Annotated in this window: 20 protein-coding genes; 3 read left to right on the top strand and 17 right to left on the bottom strand. The window is 59.0% G+C overall.

The window, feature by feature from the left end:
- From ACILSL_RS24065 to ACILSL_RS24040, 6 genes are all read right to left on the bottom strand, one after another.
- Positions 1-1129 (bottom strand): DUF1501 domain-containing protein (locus tag ACILSL_RS24065; protein ID WP_395734619.1); only part of this gene is annotated, 1129 nt, incomplete at its 3' end.
- A gap of 40 nt (positions 1130-1169) precedes the next feature.
- Entirely contained in the window at positions 1170-3380 is a 2211-nt protein-coding gene (locus ACILSL_RS24060) for a DUF1549 domain-containing protein (RefSeq protein WP_395734618.1), read from the bottom strand.
- A 117-nt stretch (positions 3381-3497) separates the two neighbouring features.
- Positions 3498-4985, bottom strand: coding sequence for an arylsulfatase (locus ACILSL_RS24055; RefSeq protein WP_395734617.1), 1488 nt, complete (start codon positions 4983-4985; stop codon positions 3498-3500).
- 19 nt (positions 4986-5004) lie between these two features.
- Positions 5005-6516, bottom strand: coding sequence for a S10 family peptidase (locus ACILSL_RS24050; protein WP_395734616.1), 1512 nt, complete (start codon positions 6514-6516; stop codon positions 5005-5007).
- An 86-nt stretch (positions 6517-6602) separates the two neighbouring features.
- The gene (gene folD, locus ACILSL_RS24045) at positions 6603-7475 is read right to left on the bottom strand and encodes a bifunctional methylenetetrahydrofolate dehydrogenase/methenyltetrahydrofolate cyclohydrolase FolD (RefSeq protein WP_395734615.1); all 873 of its coding nucleotides are present in this window, start codon (positions 7473-7475) and stop codon (positions 6603-6605) included.
- 234 nt (positions 7476-7709) lie between these two features.
- Entirely contained in the window at positions 7710-7919 is a 210-nt protein-coding gene (locus ACILSL_RS24040; RefSeq protein ID WP_395734614.1) for a hypothetical protein, read from the bottom strand.
- Between the two features lie 90 nt (positions 7920-8009).
- Here ACILSL_RS24040 and ACILSL_RS24035 point away from each other — a divergent pair, with 90 nt between their 5' ends.
- Positions 8010-8174 carry a hypothetical protein gene (locus ACILSL_RS24035; protein WP_377164919.1) on the top strand — a complete coding sequence of 55 codons (165 nt, stop codon included), beginning with the start codon at positions 8010-8012 and terminating at the stop codon, positions 8172-8174.
- Between the two features lie 177 nt (positions 8175-8351).
- Entirely contained in the window at positions 8352-9047 is a 696-nt protein-coding gene (locus tag ACILSL_RS24030) for a DUF1080 domain-containing protein (protein ID WP_395734613.1), read from the top strand.
- 64 nt (positions 9048-9111) lie between these two features.
- Here ACILSL_RS24030 and ACILSL_RS24025 read toward each other — a convergent pair whose 3' ends face one another.
- The 8 genes from ACILSL_RS24025 to ACILSL_RS23990 form a co-directional block, all read right to left on the bottom strand.
- Positions 9112-9483 (bottom strand): response regulator transcription factor, encoded by a 372-nt coding sequence (locus ACILSL_RS24025; RefSeq protein WP_395734612.1) that lies wholly within the window; start codon positions 9481-9483, stop codon positions 9112-9114.
- Positions 9483-9629, bottom strand: coding sequence for a hypothetical protein (locus ACILSL_RS24020; RefSeq protein ID WP_395734611.1), 147 nt, complete (start codon positions 9627-9629; stop codon positions 9483-9485). Before ACILSL_RS24020 ends, ACILSL_RS24025 begins: the two co-directional genes overlap by 1 nt.
- Positions 9630-9641: 12 nt before the next feature.
- Positions 9642-10850 (bottom strand): ABC transporter permease, encoded by a 1209-nt coding sequence (locus ACILSL_RS24015; protein WP_395734620.1) that lies wholly within the window; start codon positions 10848-10850, stop codon positions 9642-9644.
- Positions 10851-10852: 2 nt separating this feature from the next.
- Positions 10853-11575 carry an ABC transporter ATP-binding protein gene (locus ACILSL_RS24010; protein WP_395734610.1) on the bottom strand — a complete coding sequence of 241 codons (723 nt, stop codon included), beginning with the start codon at positions 11573-11575 and terminating at the stop codon, positions 10853-10855.
- Positions 11572-12912, bottom strand: a complete 1341-nt coding sequence (locus ACILSL_RS24005; protein WP_395734609.1) for an efflux RND transporter periplasmic adaptor subunit — start codon at positions 12910-12912, stop codon at positions 11572-11574. The genes ACILSL_RS24010 and ACILSL_RS24005 overlap by 4 nt, the downstream gene beginning before the upstream one ends.
- A 21-nt stretch (positions 12913-12933) precedes the next feature.
- Positions 12934-14355 (bottom strand): efflux transporter outer membrane subunit, encoded by a 1422-nt coding sequence (locus ACILSL_RS24000; protein ID WP_395734608.1) that lies wholly within the window; start codon positions 14353-14355, stop codon positions 12934-12936.
- Positions 14356-14432: 77 nt separating this feature from the next.
- Complete coding sequence (locus tag ACILSL_RS23995; RefSeq protein WP_395734607.1) at positions 14433-15083, bottom strand: hypothetical protein; 651 nt, start codon at positions 15081-15083, stop codon at positions 14433-14435.
- Positions 15083-16195 (bottom strand): hypothetical protein, encoded by a 1113-nt coding sequence (locus ACILSL_RS23990; protein ID WP_395734606.1) that lies wholly within the window; start codon positions 16193-16195, stop codon positions 15083-15085. Before ACILSL_RS23990 ends, ACILSL_RS23995 begins: the two co-directional genes overlap by 1 nt.
- A gap of 119 nt (positions 16196-16314) precedes the next feature.
- On the opposite strand from ACILSL_RS23990, the gene ACILSL_RS23985 reads away from it, so the two are divergent.
- Positions 16315-18552 carry a redoxin domain-containing protein gene (locus tag ACILSL_RS23985; protein WP_395734605.1) on the top strand — a complete coding sequence of 746 codons (2238 nt, stop codon included), beginning with the start codon at positions 16315-16317 and terminating at the stop codon, positions 18550-18552.
- A 6-nt stretch (positions 18553-18558) separates the two neighbouring features.
- Here ACILSL_RS23985 and ACILSL_RS23980 read toward each other — a convergent pair whose 3' ends face one another.
- The 3 genes from ACILSL_RS23980 to ACILSL_RS23970 all read right to left on the bottom strand — a co-directional run.
- Positions 18559-20166 carry a serine protease gene (locus ACILSL_RS23980; RefSeq protein ID WP_395734604.1) on the bottom strand — a complete coding sequence of 536 codons (1608 nt, stop codon included), beginning with the start codon at positions 20164-20166 and terminating at the stop codon, positions 18559-18561.
- Between the two features lie 116 nt (positions 20167-20282).
- Positions 20283-20789 (bottom strand): hypothetical protein, encoded by a 507-nt coding sequence (locus tag ACILSL_RS23975; RefSeq protein ID WP_395734603.1) that lies wholly within the window; start codon positions 20787-20789, stop codon positions 20283-20285.
- Positions 20790-20831: 42 nt separating this feature from the next.
- Positions 20832-21346, bottom strand: a 515-nt coding sequence (locus tag ACILSL_RS23970) for a hypothetical protein (protein ID WP_395734602.1), incomplete at its 5' end; no start/stop codon positions are given.

The raw sequence follows: 21346 nt of genomic DNA, 5'->3' as shown, positions 1-21346 counted from the left end.
CGGTGGCGCCGTGGATGAAGCCGCCCTTCACGCCGCCGCCTGCGAAAACGGTGGAGTAGGCGAGCGGGTAGTGGTCACGACCTTCGTTCTCGTTGATGTCCGGCGTGCGGCCGAACTCAGAACCCATGACGACCATGGTGCTTTCCAGCATGCCCTGGGCGGCAAGGTCTTCGATGAGGGCGGCAAACACCTTGTCCATCGTGGCACCAGTGCCGGTGAGGGCGGTGTCGATGTTGTTGTGCATGTCCCAGCCCCCGGACTGGACTTCCACGTAGCGGACGCCGTTCTGCACCAGGCGGCGGGCCAGCAGGGCACCGGAGCCGAACTGGTTGCGGCCGTACTTCTCACGCAGGGCAGCAGGCTCGGAGCTGAGGTCGAAGGCCTTGAGGTCTTCGCTCTTCATGAGCTTGACGGTTTCGTCATAGAACTCGGAATAGGACTTCACATCGTCCGACTGGAACTTTTTACGGAAGGAGGTGTCGAATTCGTCAGTCAGGGACAGACGCTTCTTGAACTGATCTTCCGAAGTGGTCGGCTTGATGTTCTGCAGCCCGGTCTCAGGATTGGAGATCGGGATGGGACTCATCGTGGTTGGGAAGAAGCCTGCGCCAGGGAAAGCATTGCCGCTGTTGACGACCACGCTGTCTGGAAGGGTTGGTCCCTTGATGCGACCCAGGAAATGGGAGGCCCAGGCACCGATGCAAGGGTGAACAATCGTGCCACGCGGCTCATAACCGGTCTTCATGACATAGGTGCCCTGATCATGCACACCAGTCTTGGAACTCATGGAACGAATGATGGAGAACTTGTTGGCCACCTTGGCCATCTTCTCCATGGTTCCGCCAAGACGGTCCATATTGCCGGAGCCTGCATTGGCTTTGATGGGATCGGTCGGGCCTTTGGTCGGGCCGTCTTTGGGATCCCAAGTGTCGATGTGGGTCATGCCGCCACCCATCCAGAGGAAGATGACGTTTTTGGCCTTGCCGAAGCCGGGGGTGCCTGCACCAGTGGTGCCGGCAGCCGCAAGATTCAGAGAGGGCATGACGGTCACGCCGAGAGCGGCCTGAGCCGTGCGCATCATGAAGTCGCGACGGGCGATGGGGTTGAGCTTGTTGTATTCTGATTTCATAAGTGAAGTTTAGCGCGTTAGGTTGTGGTTGAGCCTGTGATTATTGGATGAAGATGAACTCGCGAGTGTTGATGAGCGCCCAGATCATGTTGGCATAGCCGTCATCACCTCCGGAGAGCGCGCGCTTGGCGATGTCCTTTTCCGCAAGCGTTGGGCGGCGGTTGAGCACGGAGACAAACAGAGCCTCAACCTTTTCTGGCGGTGACTTCACCTGCGCCATCGTGCGGAAGATCAGCGAATCCGGGCTGGTGAGCATCTGCTGCGCCTTGCCGTTCATCATCATCAGCACCTGAGGGACCGAGCCGGACTTGACGCTGCCGTCAATCAGGGAGCGGGGGGACTGGCCGAAGTCGATGAGGAAGTGGCCGTTCGGAGCAGGCTGCTCGAGAGTGGAGGCCCGGCGAAGAACCATGCCGTTGTAGGTCAGGGAAGCATTTTCCATCGTGCCGCTCGCAGGCTTGGCTTCTGCCTTGCCTTTGCCTTTGGCTTTGCCGCTGTCCATCATCATGTCGTCACCACCGGCTTCGGCAAGACCACCCCCCATGAGGGCGCGTTCTTTCTCGGCCATCTTGCGGAAGGCGTCATACTTCACCAGCACCGTCTGAGCATCCAGTTTGGGGTTGCTGAGGTCCAAGTCGATGGAGCGGCTGTAGAGATCTTCAAGAGGCTTGGCATACTTGTCGGGTTCGCCAAGCACCAAGGTCATGTAAGAGTCCCAGGCCTGCTCAGCGCTCATGCGGCGGAGCAGAGGTCCCTGGAAGTAGTAGGGTTCGCCCATGGCAATCTTTTCTGAGGTGGCTTCAGACTGATAAGCGCGGGTGTTGTAGATGATGCGCATGAAGCTCTTGATGTCGAACTTCACCCGTTTCATTTCTTCAGCCAGATGAATGAGCAGTTCAGGATTCACGGACTGCTTGGGGTCGTCAATGTTGGTCACTGGCTCACAGATGGCCTGGCCAAAAGCACGCTTCCACATGCGGTTGGCGATCGCCATGGCGAAGCGGGGATTGCTTGGATCAGTGGCCCATTTGGCGAATGCCGGACGAAGCTCTTCGGCGGACTTCATCTTCTGTTTGTAGGCAGGAAGATTTTTGTCTTCTTTGTTCCAGGTGATGAACTTGGGTTCCACCGGGTCATTCGGCTTGGCATCAGGATACTTGTAGTCATGCGGCAGCTTCATGGTGTTGGTATCCATGTCTCCGACGATGTAGCGGTTGGCTCCCATGTAGTTGCGGATGCCATTGCGGATGCGCTTGATGTCCTGGCCGCTCTGGGTGACCATTTCTTCAATCTTGGGCATCAGATCATTCATGGCGTTCATGGCCATGCCTGGGCTTTCTTTGCCCTTGCCTTTGCCATAAGCACGCATCGTTGTGGTGGTGGCACCGAAGAAAGAGGCCATTTCATAGAACTGGTGCTGAGTCCAGTCGGAGAACGGGTGGTCATGGCACTGGGCGCAGGCCACGTCGGTGCCAAGGAAAACCGCAAGCGTGTTGGCCAGATTGTCCAGCGGCATGCCTGCGTCACGCAGGAGATAGCCAGCGGCACCATCCTGCCACATCTTTCCCTTGGCGGTCAGCATCTCAAACACCATCTTGTCCCAAGGAGTGTTCTTCTCGATCTCGTGCTGCATCCAGTTGATGTAGGGAACGCCGCGCAGGTTGTCCTGTTCGAGGCGGTCTTTCACACGCAGCATTTCTGCAAAGTAGTTGAACGTGTTGCTGTTGTAACCGGGGCTGTCGAGCAGCATGTCGATCAGTTTGGCTCGCTTGTTCGGATTGCTGTCCGAAACGAACTGATTGGTTTCAGCGTAATTCGGAATGCGACCCACGATGTCGAGGTAAACGCGGCGCACGAACTGCTCGTCGCTGGCCAGCGGGTTGAATCCGGTGATCGGCTTCTTGCCACCCTTGGCGCGCTCAGGATTGGCGCGTACAAGGCCGTTCGCCACGAGGCGGTCAACTGAGGCGGATGCCTGGGCGACCGTGGCGTTTGCCAGCATCACCGGCTGGTCTGAAGGCTTCATGCTTTTTGCCAGCGCCTGGTCTTCCGCAGACAATCTGGTCAGCGCGAACTTGTGAGTGGCGCCGTCTGCGGTTTTCAGAATGATGTCCCCACCATCGAGTCCGATGAATGAGGCGGTGACTTGGCGGCCCGAGGTGTCCGTCCAAGTGCGAATCTCCGCCAAGGCGGAAGACGCACAAAGCGCGGAAACAAGCAGGCTGCTGAGCAGTTTCGTGGTTTGTTTCATGGTGGTGTGGAATGAAGGGAATGGAATTCCAAGAGGTCGAACGTGCCGAAGGCACCTTCAATTAGGCTAATTAGCTGTTTTTTTGGAGTTTCGGCAAGGTTGGACGCGGGAAATGCCCTATTTGCCCGGCCCCAAACGGGCCTTTTCCAGCGCGGATGCCATGGCTTTGACCCGATCTTCCTCTGTTTTAGCCAGGTTTTGGCTTTCTCCCATATTCTTGGACAAGTCAAAAAGCTGGGGAACTGGGGCATTCCCAGTCTCGCTGTTGGTGTTTTTATTCTTGGCGGCTCCAGGACTGGCGGGGATGAATTTCCAGTCTCCATCCCGCAGGCTGAGGGGGCCGCCCTGCTCGACCAGTTGTGCCCGTCCGGTCTCAACCTCTCCGAGAAGCGCGGGCAGTAAATTTTGACTGTCCACAGCGGCGGCTGGAGCTGGTTGGCCGGTCAAGGCGGCAAAACTGGCAGGGAAATCGACCTGACAGACCAGGGCGGAGCTCACTCCCGGCTTCACCTTCACGGGCCAGCGAACAATGAATGGCACGCGGGTGCCCCCCTCGAACGCGCTGTATTTTCCACCCCGCAGGGGGCCGGCGGGCTTGTGATCGCCGAGCTTTTCTACCGCCTCATCCTGATACCCATCATCCACCACGGGGCCATTGTCGCTGCTGAGAAGGACAAGGGTGTTGTCTTTCAAGCCGAGCTTGTCGAGCGCCGTCAGGATGGTTCCCACGCTATCGTCGAACTGCAAAATGGCGTCTCCACGCGGTCCCATGCCGCTTTTGCCGACAAAGCGGGGATGGGGAATGCGTGGCACATGCGGGTCGTGCGCCGCGAAGTAGAGGAAGAAGGGCCCGTCCTTGCTGGCCTCGATGAACTTCACCGCCTGAGCCGTAAAAGTGTCTGCCATGTCTTCATCTTTCCAGAGGGCCGATTTTCCGCCCTTCATATAACCAATGCGGCTGATGCCATTGATCAGGGCCATGTCATGACCATGGCTGGGGCGCATCCGGAGCAGTTCGGGGTTGGCCTTGCCCGTGGGCTCTCCTGGAAAGGGCTGCTTGTAGCTCACCTGGATCGGATCTGCCGGGTCCAGCCCCACAATCTGATGATCTTGCACAAAGACACAGGGCACCCGGTCGCCTGTGGCGGCCATGATGAAACAATGATCGAAGCCGATCTCCAGCGGTCCCGGTTGGATCGCACCATTCCAGTCCAAAGCGCCGTCACCCAGCCCCAGATGCCATTTGCCTATCACCCCGGTCCGGTAGCCTGCCCCTTTAAAGACAGAGGCCAGAGTCGCCCGACCTGGCGGGATGATCATCTTGGCATCCCCAGGCAAGATACCCGTGCCCTTCTGCCGGAAAGCGTATTCGCCTGTCAGCATCGCGAATCTTGAAGGCGTGCAGGTGGCTGCCGCACAATGTCCGTCCGTGAAACGCAGCCCATCGGCCGCCAGCTTGTCGATGTGGGGAGTCGAAATGGTCTTTGCGCCGTAGCAGGACACATCGCCATAACCGAGATCATCTGCGTACAGCAGCAGCACATTGGGTTTTTCCGCGGCCACGGTCACGGAAACCAGCATCAGAGCGATCCAGCAGCTTTTCATGGATGAGTGGGGCAGGGTGTTACTTCAGGGCCTTGGCGATGAATGCGGCGATGTCCGCATGCATTTTTTCCATGTCGGGGCGGTTTGTGTACATCATGTGACCGGATTCATATTCGGCGAACTCGATGTTCCCGCGCAGTTCATTCGGCAGGTGCATCTGGCGCACGCTCAGCAGCATGTTGTCGGGAGGTGTCACCAGATCACGCCAGCCCACCAGTGCCAGCACCTTGAGATGAGGATTTTGTTTGATCGCCTCTGCCAGCTGTCCGCTCACGCTGGTGTAGCTGTTGCCTTTGCCGTGGTTCCAGTTCGGCTGCGGTGCCAGCACTTCATAGGGCAGGTCTTTTTCATACTTCAGCTCCTCGCGCAAATAAGCGTTCATCGAAGCCGCCGCGATGCTGCCCACCACGCGCATGAAAGGCTCGATCTGCGGATGATTTTCCGACTCGTCGCCATCCCGCCCCGTTACCCGTGCATCATAGGCGCCGAGCACCAGTTTTTCTTTGCGCAGCAACCGCTCACGAAACACCCCGCTGTCGATCCGCAGTTCCTGCTCCTCAATGAGCTTGGGTTCCAGGCCGGTTAACCGGGCCAGTTTTTGCACCACCGCCCCACGCTCGGCGGCTGTCAGGTCGCTTCCCTTGAGCAGTGCCGAGGCGTATTCGCCGAAGGCAAACGCGCGCGATTCCGCCACGGCCTTTTTAAAGTCCGCCTGCAAATCCGCCGGCAGCTTTTTGTGGTAATGCGCCGTCGCTGTCATGGCCGGCAGTCCCACCAGGTACGGTGTTTCATTCAGCGGTCCGGGGATCAGCGTCGCGTAATCGAGCAGGCCGGACACGATCACGATGCCGTTCAAATACATGCGGTGCCGCTGCTGCAGATGCTCTGCCAGCCCGCCGCCGCGAATGCCTCCGTAGCTTTCCCCTGCGATGAACTTGGGCGAACGCCAGCGCTGCTCGCGCGTGACCCACAAGCGCATGAACTCGCCCACGCTGGCGATGTCCTCCTGCACGCCGAGAAACTCCCCCACGTTCTTCGGATCTTCGGCACGGCTGAAGCCGGTGTTAACGGGGTCGATGAACACCAGATCGGTGACATCCAGCAGCGAGAACTCATTATTCACCAGCCCGCCCGGTGGCAGCGGGGGCGTCAGTCCATCCGCTGGTAAATCCACACGCTTGGGTCCGAAGGCTCCCAGATGCAGCCAAACTGAGCTGCTGCCCGGACCGCCATTGAAGCAGAATGTCACAGGCCGCGTGGCCGCGTCCTTCACATCCTTCATCGTGTAGGCCGTGTAGAAGACCTGCGCCGAAGGTTTGCCATCTGGCTTCAAGATGGGCAGCGTGCCCGCCTTGGCTTCATAGGCGATTTCTTTGCCACCTATGGTCACCTTGCCACTCGTCACCACCGGCTTGTCGGCCTCGGGCTTCTCGCCTTGTTTTTTCTCTGCAGGCGGTGATTCAGGTTTGGCCGGCTTGTCTTCTTCAGCGGCAAGGCAGACGGGCATCGCCAGGGCCAGTACGGAGGTCAAAAGGGTCGGTCGGATACACATGGTGACCAGAAGCATGGCATGCTCGCCATGCCTTGAGAATCAAAATTCTCACGAAACCACCGCGTTCACGCCTGCTTGCAGGCCTTGATGGTGTTCGCCATCAGCATGGCGATGGTCATCGGACCGACTCCGCCGGGGACGGGGGTGATCGCACGGCATTTCGGGGCGACTTCATCGTAAGCGACGTCGCCGACGAGCTTGTAGCCTTTTTCAGTGGTGGAGTCGTCCACGCGGTTGATGCCCACGTCGATCACGACCGCACCCTCTTTGACGTGTTCGGCCTTGATAAAATGGGGGCGGCCAATCGCAGCGATGATGATGTCCGCCGTGCGGGTGATGGCAGCGAGATCCTTGGTGCGTGAATGCGTGACAGTCACGGTGGCGTCTCCGCCTTTACCCTTGGCCATGAGCAGCAGCGCCATGGGCTTGCCCACGATCATGCTGCGGCCGACTACCACGGCGTGTGCACCGCTGGTTTCGATGCCGGCTTCGATCAGCAGCCGCTGGCAGCCCAGTGGGGTGCAGGGGACGAATCCCGTGGGGTCTTCCAGCGCAAGTTTGGCGACATTGACCGGGTGAAAGCCATCCACATCCTTCGCGGGATCAATGGCCCGCACGATGGCGGCCTCGTCGATGTGCTTGGGCGGCGGGCTTTGCACCAGAATGCCATGAATTGACGGATCGTTGTTCAAGGCATGCACATGGGCCAGCAGTTCCTCCTGCGTCGTCGTGGCGGGGAGTTCGAGCTTGACTGAGTGCAGGCCCAGGTCACGGCACTTTTTATCTTTGGAACGAACGTAAGCCCGTGAGGCTGGATCATCTCCAACGAGTACGACTGCGAGGCCGGGTTTGCGCCCCTGCGCGGCCAGTTCGGCGATTTCGCGACGGCATTCTTCGATGACTTTTTCGGCGACGGCGGTTCCAGAGATGATCTGCATGTTTTCTGGTCATGCAGACGCGGCGGCGAGTCAACAGCCGACGCCAAAAACCGTGGGGGGACAATGACCTTGTCCTGATCCAAGCAGCGCAGGTTGGAGGTCTCGATGCCTTTAATCAAATCATCACACACCACCAGTCTCCTGGATCCATCGCTTTGGATTCTGCCCAGCGGCGATCTGTAACTTAATCAGCGTTACTTTAATGTTCTTCTGCCGCGTCAGGCGGCTTCCAACTCACGCTGCAGCCAGCAGTTTCTGCTTGCCACCTTCAGCCAGCATGGCGGCGAGCTCAGGCATGTAGCGGGTGATCTCGTGCGAGAGCATCGAGAGCCGGGTTTCGGATTTCCAGCTGCCTTTCTTGCTGCGGTCCATGTCGGTCATTTCGACTTCAACGAGGGTGGAGAAGACGGTGGAGTCAGCCTGAGGATCGTGTTGAAGTGTCATGATGATAGGGAAGGTTGATCCGGCGTCAAAAGAACGAGTTGTCCGTCCTTGAGAGTCCATTTGCGTCTGTCTAAAGCCCCCGTGTTCAACATGGCATCAATCCCATTGCTCAACAGCATCCTCGCCGCCTCGGCGGGGCTGCTGCCAAACGTGCCCTTCAAGGTCATGTCTTCGAGGTACTGCTTGATCTGCGGTGTGATCGCGATCGTCAGTGACAATGAGTCGAAAGTGTTTGAGGGGCGGGCCATCCAATAATAACCGGGTAATAACCCCATTTTAATTCCATCCTGGCTCAATGGTCAAGGTTGGCTTCCATTAATTTGGGGTTTTAACCCCATTAAAACCCTGGAATTATTTAAGTTCTCTTAAGTATCTGGTGGTTGGCGATGGAAATTGGTCCCGAGGCGCGTTCAAAATCCCCCACCATCACTTATGAAACGATACTTCACCGTTACACTTCCCGTTGCCCTGCTCGGCATTGCCTTGTTCAATCTCCATGCCGAAACCCAAGGCGAAGGCTGGCAAAACTGGTTTGCGGATGGCTCGCTGCAAGGCGGCCAGATCATCAGTGGCAAAGCCACCTACAAGGTCGAAAACGGCGTGCTCACCGGCACCACGACCGAGGGCAGCCCGAACACCTTCCTCGCCATCGGTCCGTTCAAGGATTTCGAACTCGAGTTCGAGGTGAATGTGGATGATGCGCTCAATTCCGGTGTGCAGGTGCGCAGCCACATCGCCAAAGAAGGCGATCCGGTGCCTGAAGGCGCCAAAGGCAAGCTTCCAGCCGGACGCCTCTATGGACCGCAGTGTGAGATCGCCATCAATGGCACTGCTGGAGACTTTTACGATGAAGCACGTCGCGGCACCTGGTGGAGCATTCTGACGAAAACGGACGCGGTGCGGACGGATGCCGCAAAGGCAGCCTTCAAAAAGGGCGAATGGAACCACTACCGCATTGTGGTGAAGGGGGATCATTACCAGAGCTTCGTCAACGGGGTGCCTGCCGCCGATTTCACCCAGCCCAACGACCCTGAAGGCTACATTGGCTTCCAGGTGCACGGCATCAAGGCTGGCACCGGACCCTACAGCGTGCGCTGGCGCAATGTGAAGTTCCGCGAGACGAAGTAAGCTGACAGAGTTCAGGCCACCGGCAGGCGCATTTCAAAATGTGCGCCCTGCCCGGGAGGGCTGGTCACCTGAATGGTTCCACCGTGATTGCCACACCTGAAGCCGCCAGCGCAGGGATTGAAACAAGGTTTTCATGCGATGCCGTAGACGTGGCCTCGGCGCCGAGTTTCTTGCGCAGGTTGGAAACGTGAACGTCGAGAAGGTTCGAGAGCATGCTTTCCTCTTCGTCAAAGAGATGCTCGTAGAGCGTGGTGCGGCTGAGGACCTCGCCACGATGCAGCGCGTATTCGCGCTCGTTTTTCACTGCCTTCGCGGCGGTGTCCAGGCCTTTGACGCGATCCTGCACGGTGTCGCGTGTGGTCAGCATCAGCACGGGCGTTTTGCTGGAAGGACGCAGGGCTGCGGGCACCTGCCAGCCATTGAGGCGAGGCATCATCACATCGGGCACGATGGCGTCGTACTGTCGTTTTGCGCCTTGTAGAGGCCGTCCTCGGCGGTGTTCACTGCGTGGTTTTCCTCGCGCAACGTGGCGGTGAGGCTGTGCAGCAGGTGCGGATCATCTTCCATGACGAGGATTCTCATGCGGTTGGCAGTTTATTCGTGGCGTAGCGCCTCGATGGGATCAAGCGCGGCGGCACGTCGCGCCGGGGTGAAGCCGAAGATGACACCCACGGCGGTGGAAAAGAAAAAGGCGATCACATTGATGCGAGGATCGAATTCGAACGGCACATCGATGAGCTTTGCGAGCGAGATGCAGAGACCCAGCGCGAGCGAAATGCCGATCACACCGCCGATGGAGGACAGCGTGACGGCTTCAACGAGAAACTGCAGCAGCACTTCGCGTGCACGAGCTCCGATGGCCAGGCGGATGCCGATCTCGTGTGTGCGCTCGGTCACGGAGACTAGCATGATGTTCATGATGCCAATGCCGCCGACCAGCAGACTCACGCCGGCGACGGCAGCGAGCAGGCTCGTCATCATCTGCGTGGATGAACTGAGCGTTTCGGCGAGCTGTCGTGTGTCGCGCACGGAGAAATTGTCCGCCTCGTTTTTCTGCAATGAACGACGCTGGCGCATGAGCACGCCGATGTCGGCGATGATGGCGTCCGTGTTGGCGCCGTCTTCGGCGGACATCATGATTTCACGCACGTCATGCGCGGAGCTTTTGCCGACGAGCCGGCGTTGCAGCGTGGTCAGTGGAGCCACGATGGTGTCGTCCTGGTCGCCGCCGAAAGACTGCCCCTTGGAAACGAGGATGCCGATCACCGTGCAGGAGGCTTTGCCGAGACGAATCTTTTGTCCCAGCGCCTCGTCGGTGCCAAACAGCTCTTTCTTCGTCGTGTTGCCGATCACGCACACGGCGGCGCCGGTGCGGTAGTCCTGCTCGTTGAAGAAGCGTCCTTCCGCGACGGTCCATTTGCTGATCGTGAAATACTCCGGCGTGGTGCCGGTCACCTGCGTGTTGCGCGCGTTTTGCATGCGGATGCTGCTCAAGCTGGCGGACATGATCGGTGCGACGGCGGCGACGCCGTTGATCTGCTCGCGAATGACGTCCGCGTCGGTCTGGGTGAAGTTGGGGACGCCTGCTTGTCGTGGACCGAAGCCGGCGCCGGGGCGCAGTGTCATGAGGTTGGTGCCCAGGTTCGAGATCTGGTTCTTCACCGCCTGCGTGGTTCCTCGCCCGAGCGTGACCATCGTGATCACCGCCGCCACGCCGATGATGATGCCAAGCACGGTGAGGAAGGCGCGCGTCAGATTGCGGCGAATCTCGCGCAGCGCGATGAAGAAGGCGTTCCAGAGCATCGTCATGGCGTTCCAGAAGCGGCGGGTGGATGACGGCGGTCGGATTCGATGAGCCCGTCCTTCACACGAACGGTGCGGTGGGCGTGGGCGGCCACGTGGTCCTCATGCGTGACCATCACGATCGTGATGCCAAGTTGTTCATTGAGCTTCGTGAGCAGATGCATGATTTCGACCGTCGTGGCGGTGTCGAGATTGCCCGTGGGCTCGTCGGCAAAGAGGGTGCTCGGCTGCGTGACGAAGGCGCGGGCGATGGCCACGCGCTGCTGCTGGCCACCGGAAAGCTCGGCGGGTGTGTTGCGCATCTTCGTGGGAAGACCGACGGACACGAGGGCTTCCTGCGCACGTTCACGCCGCTCTCTTTTGGAGATGCCACGGTAGAGCAGTGGCAGCTCCACATTTTCCAATGCACTGGTGCGTGCCAGCAGGTTGAAACCTTGGAAGACAAACCCCAGCGCGTGCCGGCGCAGCAGGGAGCGCTGCTCGGAATTCAGCGAATGCACGGGAACGCCCTGGTAAAAATATTCGCCTGTCGTCGGCGTGTCGAGGCAGCCGAGCAGATTCATGAGCGTGGACTTGCCGGAGCCGCTGGGGCCCATCACCGAGATGAACTCGCCTTTCTCGATCGTGAGATCCACGCCGCGCAGCGCCTGGAACGCAGCATCACCGTGACCGTAGGTTTTCGTGAGCTGGTGCAGCGAGATCAGCGATGGTGCGATGGTGCTCATAAGCGGGACTCGTTGCTGCTGGCGCGAATGACGACAGGTGTGCCATCGCTCAATCCTTCGCCGGAGACTTCAGTGGAGCGTCCGTCCGAAAGCCTCGTTTTCACCGGCACGGCCACGGGTTTGCCATCGCGCAGCACCCACACTTGAGAACGTGGCCCCCTGGCCTTGGGGGATGCGCCGTCATCGTTCGGCGAGGGACGCTGACCGCCGCCACGACGCGAGGGACCGGGGATGAGGCTTTGCACAAACGACTTATTCTCCCCACCTGCGCCGGACTGGCCTCCGCGTGAAAAGGTGCCCGCATTGGGATCAAAGCGCAGCGCTGTCGTCGGAACGAGCAGCACGCCTTTGCTCTCCGCCACGTGAATGTCCGCCGTGGCGGTCATGCCCGGGCGCAGGCTCAGATCAGGATTATCGACTTCGAGCTCGGTTTCGTAGGTCACCACATTGTCCGTGATGGCGGAGCCAAATGACACGCGCGTGACCTTCGCGGTGTAGGTGCGATCGGGCCATGCATCCACGGTGAAACTCGCGCGCTGTCCGACCGCCACGTGACCGATGTCCGCTTCGGCCACGGCGACCTTCAATTTCATGCGTTCGAGGTTTTCGGCGATGACGAACAGTTCCGGCGAATTGAAGCTGGCGGCCACGGTTTGTCCGGGCTCCAGGCTGCGCGTGAGCACGACGCCATCGATTGGCGACCGCAAGATGGCGCGTTCCTGGTCGCTCAAATTGGCGCGCAGGGAGGCGTCGGATTGCCCCACGGCGGCCACGGCGCTGCCGAGGTCGGCTTTCGCTCGCGCGGCGGCGGCGGTGGCGGTCACCATGTCGGCCTTCGAGGGCGTGCGTCCGCCGCTGAGCTTGTGCAGTTCCTGGACGCGGGCGAGCGCGGCCTCGGTCTCCATCACGGTGGCCTCGACCTGCTTCACCCTGGCCTGTGCCGCAGCAAGAGCGGCTCGGCTGTTGTCCGTGTCCTGATCGAGGCGCCGGATGATGATTTTCGCCAGTTCCTGGCCTTTTTTTACGCGGTCGTTGATGTCCACATACACCTCGCCCGCGTTGCCGGAGAGTATGCTGCCGATGGTGACCTGATTGGTCGGTTCCAGATTGCCCGTGGCGGTGACGGTGAGACTGATGTCGCCGCGTTTCACCGGTTCGGTGACGTAGGAGGGCGGGGCATTGTCGGCAGCACTGCTGCGGTTCCACGCAAACCATCCGGCTGTGAGCAGCGCAATGATCACCAGAAGCCACAGCAACCAGCGAAATGGTGAGCGCGAATGTACGGCACCGATGATCTTGGCGAGTTCAGCGGGGGAAGGTGACGAAAGCTTGTCCATGTTAAGGGCGGGATTTGAAAATCATGAGCCTTGCTTCGACCAGCCGCCGCCGAGGGCGCGGTAGAGCTGGATGTGAGCGCTGGCGTTGGTTCCGAGCGTGAGGGTCTGCTGCTCCTCCAGGCTAAGGAGCGTGCGTTGCGTGTCGAGCACCTGCAAAAGATCGGCCTGACCGGCTTCAAAACTCTGCGCCGCGAGCGTTGCAGCTTCGCGCGCGGAGACAATGGCATCTCCCAGCGTGATCAGCCGCTCCCGGGTGCGGCGTATCGAGGCGAGCGCGTTCTCCACTTCGGACAAAGCGGTGAGCACCATGGCTTCGTAAGCGATGAGCGCCTGCTTCTCCACGGCGCTTTGCGCGTAGATTGTCTGCCGGATGCGGCCTGCGTTGAAGATGGGCGCGGCCAGACTGCCGGCGATGCTGGCGGCGGCCGTCTCGGGCGACAAAAAACTCGCCACTCGCGTGGCGGTGGTGCCGAGATCGCCGTTAAGAGTCAGCGTGGGAAGCTGCTGGCGTTCGGCCGACTTCCTCCGCGCGGCGGCGGCTTCCACCGCACGTTGCGCAGCACGCACGTCGGGCCGTTGACGCAATGTGTCGGACGGAATGCCGATGGCGAGCATCGACGACGGCTTTGGCACCTGACGCGGCTTCGCCAGCAGGGTGTCCAACGAGCCTGGCGTTTTGCCGGACAGCAATGTGAGCCTGTTCTTCGCCTGTGTGATCGCGAGTTTGAGCGTGGGGATTGTCGCACGTGCGAGTTCCAGCGAACTGGAGGCCTGCTGGGTTTCAAACACATTCGTCTCTCCCGCCTGCTGCTTCCAACGCGTGATTTGAACCGTGTCACTGCGTGCGGCCAAATTTCGCTCATACACGGCGAGTTGGCCTTCCGCCGCCCGCAGGTCCACATAGCTCTCGGCCACCGCCGCTGCCAGGGTGACTTGGGCGGCATGATAGTTTTCTTCCGCCTGGGCCAGATCTGCGGAACTGGCGCGGAGGTTTTGACGCAGTTTGCCGGAGAGGTCGATCTCCCAGCTCATGGTCACATCCGCACCATAGCTGTCGCTGGTGGAAACGCCCGTGCGTCGGTTCTCCGATCGTGCCCCCTGGCCCGATACATCGCCGTTGAGCGATGGAAAGAGCGCCGCGCGGGTCACGCCGCGTCGTGCGCGGGCTTCGTCAATGCGGGCCAGCGTCGTGCGAACGTCAGGGCTGGATTGCAGCGCATCGGCGATGATCCGGTCGAGCACGGGATCGTTGAAACGCGTCCACCAGCGGGCGAGGTGAGCGGTGTCGAGCGGCTTCAAGGACGCCCCTGGCGCCTGCTGCCATGCTGCGGGAGTCTTGATGGCGCTCTGAGGGCGTTGTGTCCAGGTGCAGGAGGCCGTCAGCAGCGTGCCAGCCAGCACTGGCAGACAAAATGAAGCACGCAGAAGAATTGGGGATTTCATGGGGGCAGGCCGCTTTCCGGCCCGCCAGCATCTTCCTTCCACCACCTTTTGAAAAGGTGAAGATGCGGCAGAAAAGGTCAAAAAGCCGCCTCTCCTGCCGGTCGGGTCGCTGGCGAGCGCCAATTGCGCCTGCGGACCACCAGCAGCCCCAGGACAGCCGCCAGCCCGCCCGCTCCGAAAACTTTCCAGTCTTTCCACCACGATCGTGGATGAACCGGGATCGCCTTGGATTGATCGCCCGCAAGCAGGAGCATCCACTTCGGTGGTGCATCGGGATTCGACTCGTCTTGCGTCCACAGCAGCACGTCGTGCATTTTACCCTTGGGCATCTCAAAGACGATCTCCGGTGTTTGGCTGCGCCACTGCCATGAGGCGGTGATCAGTTGATGCGACTGGTCGTCGGTGTCGGATGGCAGGTAGGACGCAGGGGCGAACTTGGCCCAGTTCTGATGTATGGAATGCGAAGCCCTCGTGAGCTTCGAAAGCTCGATCAGTTCTCCCTGGCTTTGCAGCCGCACAGGATCGCTGAGGGCGTCAAGCGCTGCGGCTTCATCCGCTATGAGCGGGTTGCTGCCAAAGTCGGCGGTCACATCCAGCCGCACTTCGGCGTCGCTCATCAAGGTGAGCTTGGCGCTCAAAAACTCCGCCCCGTGACCCAAAGCATACAGGGGGGCCAGAACGGCTCCCCCTGCGGCGAGAATGAGGATGGATCGCGCGATGCGCATCATTACTTTTTCACGTTCCAGCGCAGCACGCGGCCCCACTTGTTCCACTCGGTTTCGAGGATGTTGCCATCATTGTCGAAGCTGATGCCATGCGGGCTGGTCACGATGCCCTGCTGCCAGTCCTTCGGGGCAATGCCGGGGGTATTGGTCATCTGCGGGTTGGTGCCGAGGTCGGCCACGCGCTTGTTGTTCTTGTCCCAGACGCTGATATTGCCGGCGATTTCCGCCACGCACATCAGGTCGCCGTGGAAGCTGGCGGAGCTGGGATTCCGCATTTCGGTGGCGATCTCGCCGATGAAATTACCCGCGAGGTCGGTGTGCAGCATGCGCTTGTGGCCGCGGTCACAGATCATGACGCGGGCGGGTTCAAAGCGTGTGTCGATGAAGATCTTGTGGGCGTTGGCCAGCGCGAGAGGCTTGTCTGGGCCGCCGAAGACGCTCTTGAACTTGCCATCACCGCTGAACACGAAGATGAAGCTGCGGCCGTAGCCATCGACGACGTAGATGTCGCCGTTGGGAGCCACGTCGCAGTTAGTGAGCTTGAGTCCACCGGCTGCGGCGACGCCTTTTTCCTTGGCGATTTTCTTCTCGGTGCCGTCAGCGAGCTTCAGGGTGATCTCTGTTTTTGAATCGGCAATGCGGATGCCGGAAGCAATGGGTGTTTTCTTTTTCGGGTCGGCTGCGTCGCTCTTGGTGACAGCGACGAAATCGCGCTGCTCAGCCGGGAAGGCGCTGGTGGGGATTTCCATCACGATGGTGCCATCCAGGTTGCACTTGATGACCTTCTGCTCGCCAAGCACGGCGGCGTAGATGTGCTCGCCACCGCCAAGCTTGCGAATCACAAAGCCATGCAGGGAAGGGGGGAGGGGAAGCGTTTTGATGAACTTGCCGTCCTTGCCGTACACCTGCAGACCTGCCGGGGCAGGGTCTTTGTCCTGCACGCTCACATAGATGTTGCCGGCAGAATCCACAGCGATCTCGCCATGGCCGTCGCCGATGGTTTCCTTGCCAGGAGGCGGGGTGATGAAGTTCGGGACGAATTCGTAGGCCACTTCGGCGGCAGCAGTGCTGGCGAGGGCCATGACGGACAGGAGGGAGAGGATGCGGTTGCTCATCAGGCGGATTCAAACGGAACGCGGGGGCAGCGTCAATCGTACAACGGTGATTTTGCTGGATGATCCTGTCATATGGCAGGAAACTTCAGGTCACACAGCGTGTTCCCATGCATCTTCCCATGAAAAGAGTTCTCTTCATTCTTCTAGGCAGCGCAGCGCTGGTGGTCTCCGTCGCCGGTCTGCGCGCTCAGGCGAAGCTCACTGAGTTTGACGAAAAATTCAAGGCTTTCGACCACAACAGCGACGGCATCATCAGTGGAGATGAAATGAATGGCGCGAACTACCTGCCCCGGCTGGATTTGAACAAGGATGGCAAGCTGACGCGTGACGAGGCGCACGAAGCCGTCCAGAAAATGCGCAAGCTCTCGGGCAACGCACCCGCAGGGGGCGGTGATGAGCCAACGCCGGTCCTCTTCAAGCGGCTGGACAAAAACAGCGACGGCAGGCTTACCGTGGAAGAATTGCCGAGCAAGAAATGGTTCAACGGCCTCGATACAGACAAAGACGGCTCGGTGACTCTGGAGGAGGCGGAGAAGGTGATCGCCACTTTGCGCAAACGTGGCAGCACGGGAAGCGCAGCCACTGAAGGTCCGATCAAACCCGCCTCCGAGGATCCATCCTTCAAGGAAGCACCTGAGTTGCTCAAGGGCAGCGATCATGGAGTGGGTCGCATGGTGGCCGATCTCACTTTGAAGACCTTGAAGGGAAATGAAATCAAACTGAGCAGCGCCGCAGGCAAGAACGGCCTCGTGATTGCTTTGTTCAGCGCTAGCTGCCCGATCAGCGGCAAGCTGGCTCCCGAGACCGCCCGGCTGGAAGCTTCCTTGAAGGAACAGGGGGTGGGCATGCTGCTGGTGAACGCTCCGCCGGGACAAAAAGCCGAGGAGATCGAGCGGTTCATCGCAGACCACAAGCTGGTCTCCCCCGTCGCTATAGATGCAGATGGCAAACTTGCGAAGCAACTGGCTGCAACGACCACCACAGAGGTGTTCCTGCTCGATGCGGCACGCACGCTCGTCTACCGCGGCGCGCTGAATGATCAATATGGCCTCGGCTATTCCAAGGACATGCCGCAGCATCATTACCTGCGTGATGCCGTGGTTGCGATGTTGCGTGAAGAGCCGGCAGAGCTGGTCGCGACCAGTGCGCCGGGATGCGCGCTGGATTTGCCGCCGCAGCAGGGAACCGCCAGCACGCCCGTGACTTATCACCGTGATATCGCTCGTATCATGGAGGCAAACTGCGTGGAGTGCCATCACACGGGTGGCGTGGGGCCGTTCGCACTGGATTCGTATGAGGCGGTGATCGAGCACGCAGGGATGATCCGCAAGCAGGTGGAGCGTGGGGCCATGCCGCCCTGGTTCGCTGCTCCGCTGGAAGGGCGCGCCCACTCACCATGGATCAATGACCGTTCTTTATCCGGGAGAGATCGTGCCGATTTGCTCGCATGGCTGAGTGCAGACCGTACCAAGGGCGACATTGCGGATGCGCCGAAGCATCGTGTTTTCCCAAGCGAATGGAGCATTGGCAAGCCGGATGCGGTCGTTGCTGGTGCGAAGCCGATTTCAGTCAAGGCCGAGGGCACGATGCCTTATCAGCATGTGACGGTGACCACGGATTTCCCGGAAGACCGCTGGGTGCGCGGCTATGAAATTCTTCCCAGCGCCCGCGAAGTGGTGCATCACGTCATTGTCAGCGTGCATGAAAAAGGCAGCAAGGTGCGCGGTGGCGGCGATGAAGGCGCCGAAGGCTACTGGGCTGCTTATGTCCCCGGCAACACGAAGCAGGTCTATCCCGAGGGCTTTGCCCGCAGGCTGCCCGCCGGTGCGACGGTGAGTTTCCAAATACACTACACGCCGAACGGCAAGGCGGTGGAAGACACGATTCGCATGGGGCTGTTGTTTTCCAAGGCTCCGCCGAAATATGTCGTTCACACCACCGGCTTGTCCAATACGCGCCTCAGCATCCCTCCGGGAGAGTCCGATCATGTGGAGGTGGCCCAGCGTACGCTGCCCGTGGACGTCAATGTCATGGCTTGGATGGCCCACATGCACGTGCGTGGCAAGGCCTTCAAATTTGAGGTCACTCTGCCCGGCGGCAAGACCGAGACGCTGCTGGACATCCCCAAATATGACTTCAACTGGCAGCTCCGCTACGACTACGCCGTACCACATTTCCTGCCCCGAGGCAGCAAGGTGAAAATCACCGCCGTGTATGACAACAGCGCCGGCAATCCGGCCAACCCTGATCCCACCAAAACCGTGCGCTGGGGGCAGCAGACCTTCGACGAGATGATGATTGGCTACATGGAGCACTACACGCCGTTGAACCAGGAGGTCGCCGACGTGAGGAAGTGAATTTTCTCAGCGATAGCGCGACGCGCCTTCATTGAGGAAATTGGCATGAACTGTTTTTCGGATTTCCAACAATTCGGGGATGAACTGCTTCAAATACGGCGCTCTGTCCGCGTTGGAGAGCATGCTTATTTGTGAAGAAGAAGTCTGGGCAACGGAGGTGAAGAATTCAGCAAACACAGGCACCACCTGGGTCATTGCCATCGTGCCTTTCGCGGCCCCCAGGCGTTGATTGACCCTGGCAATGCCGTTGCTGATGGCGGCTCCTAAAGTAAATCTGCTGCCATCCACGATGACCTGGCGGATAATGTAGTCACCTCGGGGCCGGCTGGGAATATCAAACCCTCCGCGATTGGGCTTGGGATCGAGGTAGCATGCGGCAGCCAAAGTCAAAGTATCACGGTGGAAAGCTTTCAGCTCGGCCAATGAGCTCATCAGCGAGGTGTATTGCATTTTCCGCCATTGGGTCACCTTGTCAGGCCTCACCGCAAAGCGTCTTACATTTTCGAACACGGTTCCCCGGGTCCAGATGTCACTTTTGCCTGAATCCAGGTAGGTTGAGATGCCAAGCACCTGCTTTGTGTCTGTGAGGACAACGGGTCCGCCGCTGTTGCCGGGCACGATCTGACAACTGACTTCGATCCGGTCACTTCCCAAACCTAGCACCGCGCCTTCCAGCGAAGTCACGGCGTCACCCCCCAAACTGTTGCCATAGGCGGTCACCCTTTGATTGACGGCGACTGAAAAATTGGTGTCTACAAGGGCATAGGCAGTCTCGCCCTCTTTGAGCGTCACAGGGAAACGTGCCACGTCTTCAAGGCCATTGGATGAGTTGGAATCATAGGTATTCGAAAGCTCAATCTCGTATGGAATCGGGATATTCCGCCCCGATGCCGTTTTGATGCTCTCAATCTTGGAGGTGAAACTTTTGGGCGTGCCACAGATGACATGCGCGTTGGTATAAACGTAGGTTTTGCCATTCGCCTGGGCGATGAATCCTGAGCCGCTGCCATGGTCTGTTTTAATGATGATGAGACAACCGGCATCAAAGGATGAACCCGTCGCCGCCGGCGCAGGTGCGTTTGTCGTCACGCTGGGCGTGGCTGGTGCTTGGGCTTTGGCCGTTTCCGGCTGCGCAGGCTCACTGGATGGGGATTTTGATCTGAGCGCTGCTTCTGGAGGCGATGTTTTAAAAGCCGTAACCGCAGTGATCAGCTTGGGTATCAGGGCGTTCGCTCCCAGATCATACTTTTCTTTCAAATTCTCAGGCAGCAGATCCACCGCAACAGTGCCGACGCCATCGGCATAAATCAATGAGATGCCTGATTCATCCACTTTGCGGATTTTGGCAGACCGGACCAGCTTGCCATTGGTAAGCGTGAAATCTCCCAATTCCTTGCCAGCGGCAGCGGAACGTGCGTTCTCCACTGCCGTTTTGAAGGAGTCGGTGTTCTGGGCCAGGTCGGCGTTGATTTTTTCAAGTCGCTTGTCCAGGATGTCCTTGGCCTTCAGGAGCACCTGGTTTTTCTCCATGGTGTCACGGCGTTGCTGGAGAAACGCTTTCTTTTGAGCGATGAGACTGCGCTGGGAGGCAAGTCGGGTGGTGGCTTCCTGCACCGCCACCTCCGCTGCCTTGAGCTTGGTGGTATGATCGTGATAAAAATAGCCACCGAGGCCGCCGCCGATTAAAACCAGAAGCCAAAACTTGGGTGAGGTAAGCATGATGATGGGAATTATTGAGCGTTGAGGGCTTTGTAGGCATCAAGCTTGGCGTGAACTTTTTTCAGCAGATCATCGCCCTGGGTGCATTTTTTGCTCAGCCCGGCCAGAGCCTGTTCGATGGAGGCATTGTACTTCACCCATTCCATATGCTGCTGTTCCAGCAGATTCAGGTCAATGGTATTGGTGCCTTGGACTAGTTCAGCGTCGAGATGTTGCAGTTCTTCGTTGCCTTGAAGGAATGCTGCTTCCAAACCGGCCTGTTCTTTGGTCAGGGGCTCATTTTTATCACAGGAGCTTGCCAATAAAATGCCTGCCAAAGCAGTGAAAATGCATGGGTGGTTCATATGGAACATTCTTAGCATCAGACCATGGGGCATCAAAAGTGACAAGAAAAAATGCTGCAGGATGTGCGGGATATTTGGCTGAAAGCTGACAACGCGACAAGCAGCGCTGCGCCGCGACAAGATCATTTCGAATGATGGCAGAATGGAGCCGTCCCGGGTGGGGGCATGGCGCACTTCACGCGGCTGAATCCGGAGATGGCGGGCGCAGACAGGGCGTTACTTGCCTCTTATTGCATAGTCGAGTTCGACGGCGAGTTTTCCACGTTCCTCAATCAGGCTGGCCTTTTGATTCTGCAGTAAAGCTGCCTGGGCCAGATTTTTATTCGCATTTTCAGTGTGCCGGGTGGAAGGCACCCCGCGAAATTTGGCTGTCTCTGCCAGTGACTGATGGCTTTTGGCCGCTGATACATATTGCGCCGCTAAAGTAGCGCAGTTTGCGATGCGTGAATCCAGCTCAGCCATTCGTAATTTGATGCTCTTTATCTTGGAATCATCAACGGTGATTGTTTTGGCCATGGGGCTGGCGGAAGGCGCACTGGCAGGAATTTCGAGGGGTGGGATTGATGGATTGTCGATACCGTCCGTTCCTGGCTCTTGCAGCAATGCCGTTTGGGCTTGCTCAATCAGGGGGACAAGAGCATTCGGCCCCAGATCATATTGTTCCTTCAAATTTTCAGGAACCTGATCCGATGGAATGGTGCCGACGCCATCAGCATGGATGAAAGAAATGC

This window comes from Prosthecobacter sp., assembly GCF_044222345.1.
Taxonomy (GTDB): Bacteria; Verrucomicrobiota; Verrucomicrobiia; order Verrucomicrobiales; family Verrucomicrobiaceae; genus Prosthecobacter.
Note: the sequence above shows the minus strand (reverse complement) of the source record. Positions and strands in the feature narration are given on the sequence as shown.

Excerpts from the sequence above, each read along its gene's own strand:
- ACILSL_RS24060 (WP_395734618.1), bottom strand. The coding sequence starts at position 3,380 with ATGAAACAAACCACGAAACTGCTCAGCAGCCTGCTTGTTTCCGCGCTT.
- ACILSL_RS24055 (WP_395734617.1), bottom strand. The coding sequence starts at position 4,985 with ATGAAAAGCTGCTGGATCGCTCTGATGCTGGTTTCCGTGACCGTGGCC.
- folD (WP_395734615.1), bottom strand. The coding sequence starts at position 7,475 with ATGCAGATCATCTCTGGAACCGCCGTCGCCGAAAAAGTCATCGAAGAA.
- ACILSL_RS24040 (WP_395734614.1), bottom strand. The coding sequence starts at position 7,919 with ATGACACTTCAACACGATCCTCAGGCTGACTCCACCGTCTTCTCCACC.
- ACILSL_RS24035 (WP_377164919.1), top strand. The coding sequence starts at position 8,010 with ATGGCATCAATCCCATTGCTCAACAGCATCCTCGCCGCCTCGGCGGGG.
- ACILSL_RS24030 (WP_395734613.1), top strand. The coding sequence starts at position 8,352 with ATGAAACGATACTTCACCGTTACACTTCCCGTTGCCCTGCTCGGCATT.
- ACILSL_RS24025 (WP_395734612.1), bottom strand. The coding sequence starts at position 9,483 with ATGATGCCTCGCCTCAATGGCTGGCAGGTGCCCGCAGCCCTGCGTCCT.
- ACILSL_RS24020 (WP_395734611.1), bottom strand. The coding sequence starts at position 9,629 with ATGAGAATCCTCGTCATGGAAGATGATCCGCACCTGCTGCACAGCCTC.
- ACILSL_RS24015 (WP_395734620.1), bottom strand. The coding sequence starts at position 10,850 with ATGCTCTGGAACGCCTTCTTCATCGCGCTGCGCGAGATTCGCCGCAAT.
- ACILSL_RS24010 (WP_395734610.1), bottom strand. The coding sequence starts at position 11,575 with ATGAGCACCATCGCACCATCGCTGATCTCGCTGCACCAGCTCACGAAA.
- ACILSL_RS24005 (WP_395734609.1), bottom strand. The coding sequence starts at position 12,912 with ATGGACAAGCTTTCGTCACCTTCCCCCGCTGAACTCGCCAAGATCATC.
- ACILSL_RS24000 (WP_395734608.1), bottom strand. The coding sequence starts at position 14,355 with ATGAAATCCCCAATTCTTCTGCGTGCTTCATTTTGTCTGCCAGTGCTG.
- ACILSL_RS23995 (WP_395734607.1), bottom strand. The coding sequence starts at position 15,083 with ATGATGCGCATCGCGCGATCCATCCTCATTCTCGCCGCAGGGGGAGCC.
- ACILSL_RS23990 (WP_395734606.1), bottom strand. The coding sequence starts at position 16,195 with ATGAGCAACCGCATCCTCTCCCTCCTGTCCGTCATGGCCCTCGCCAGC.
- ACILSL_RS23985 (WP_395734605.1), top strand. The coding sequence starts at position 16,315 with ATGAAAAGAGTTCTCTTCATTCTTCTAGGCAGCGCAGCGCTGGTGGTC.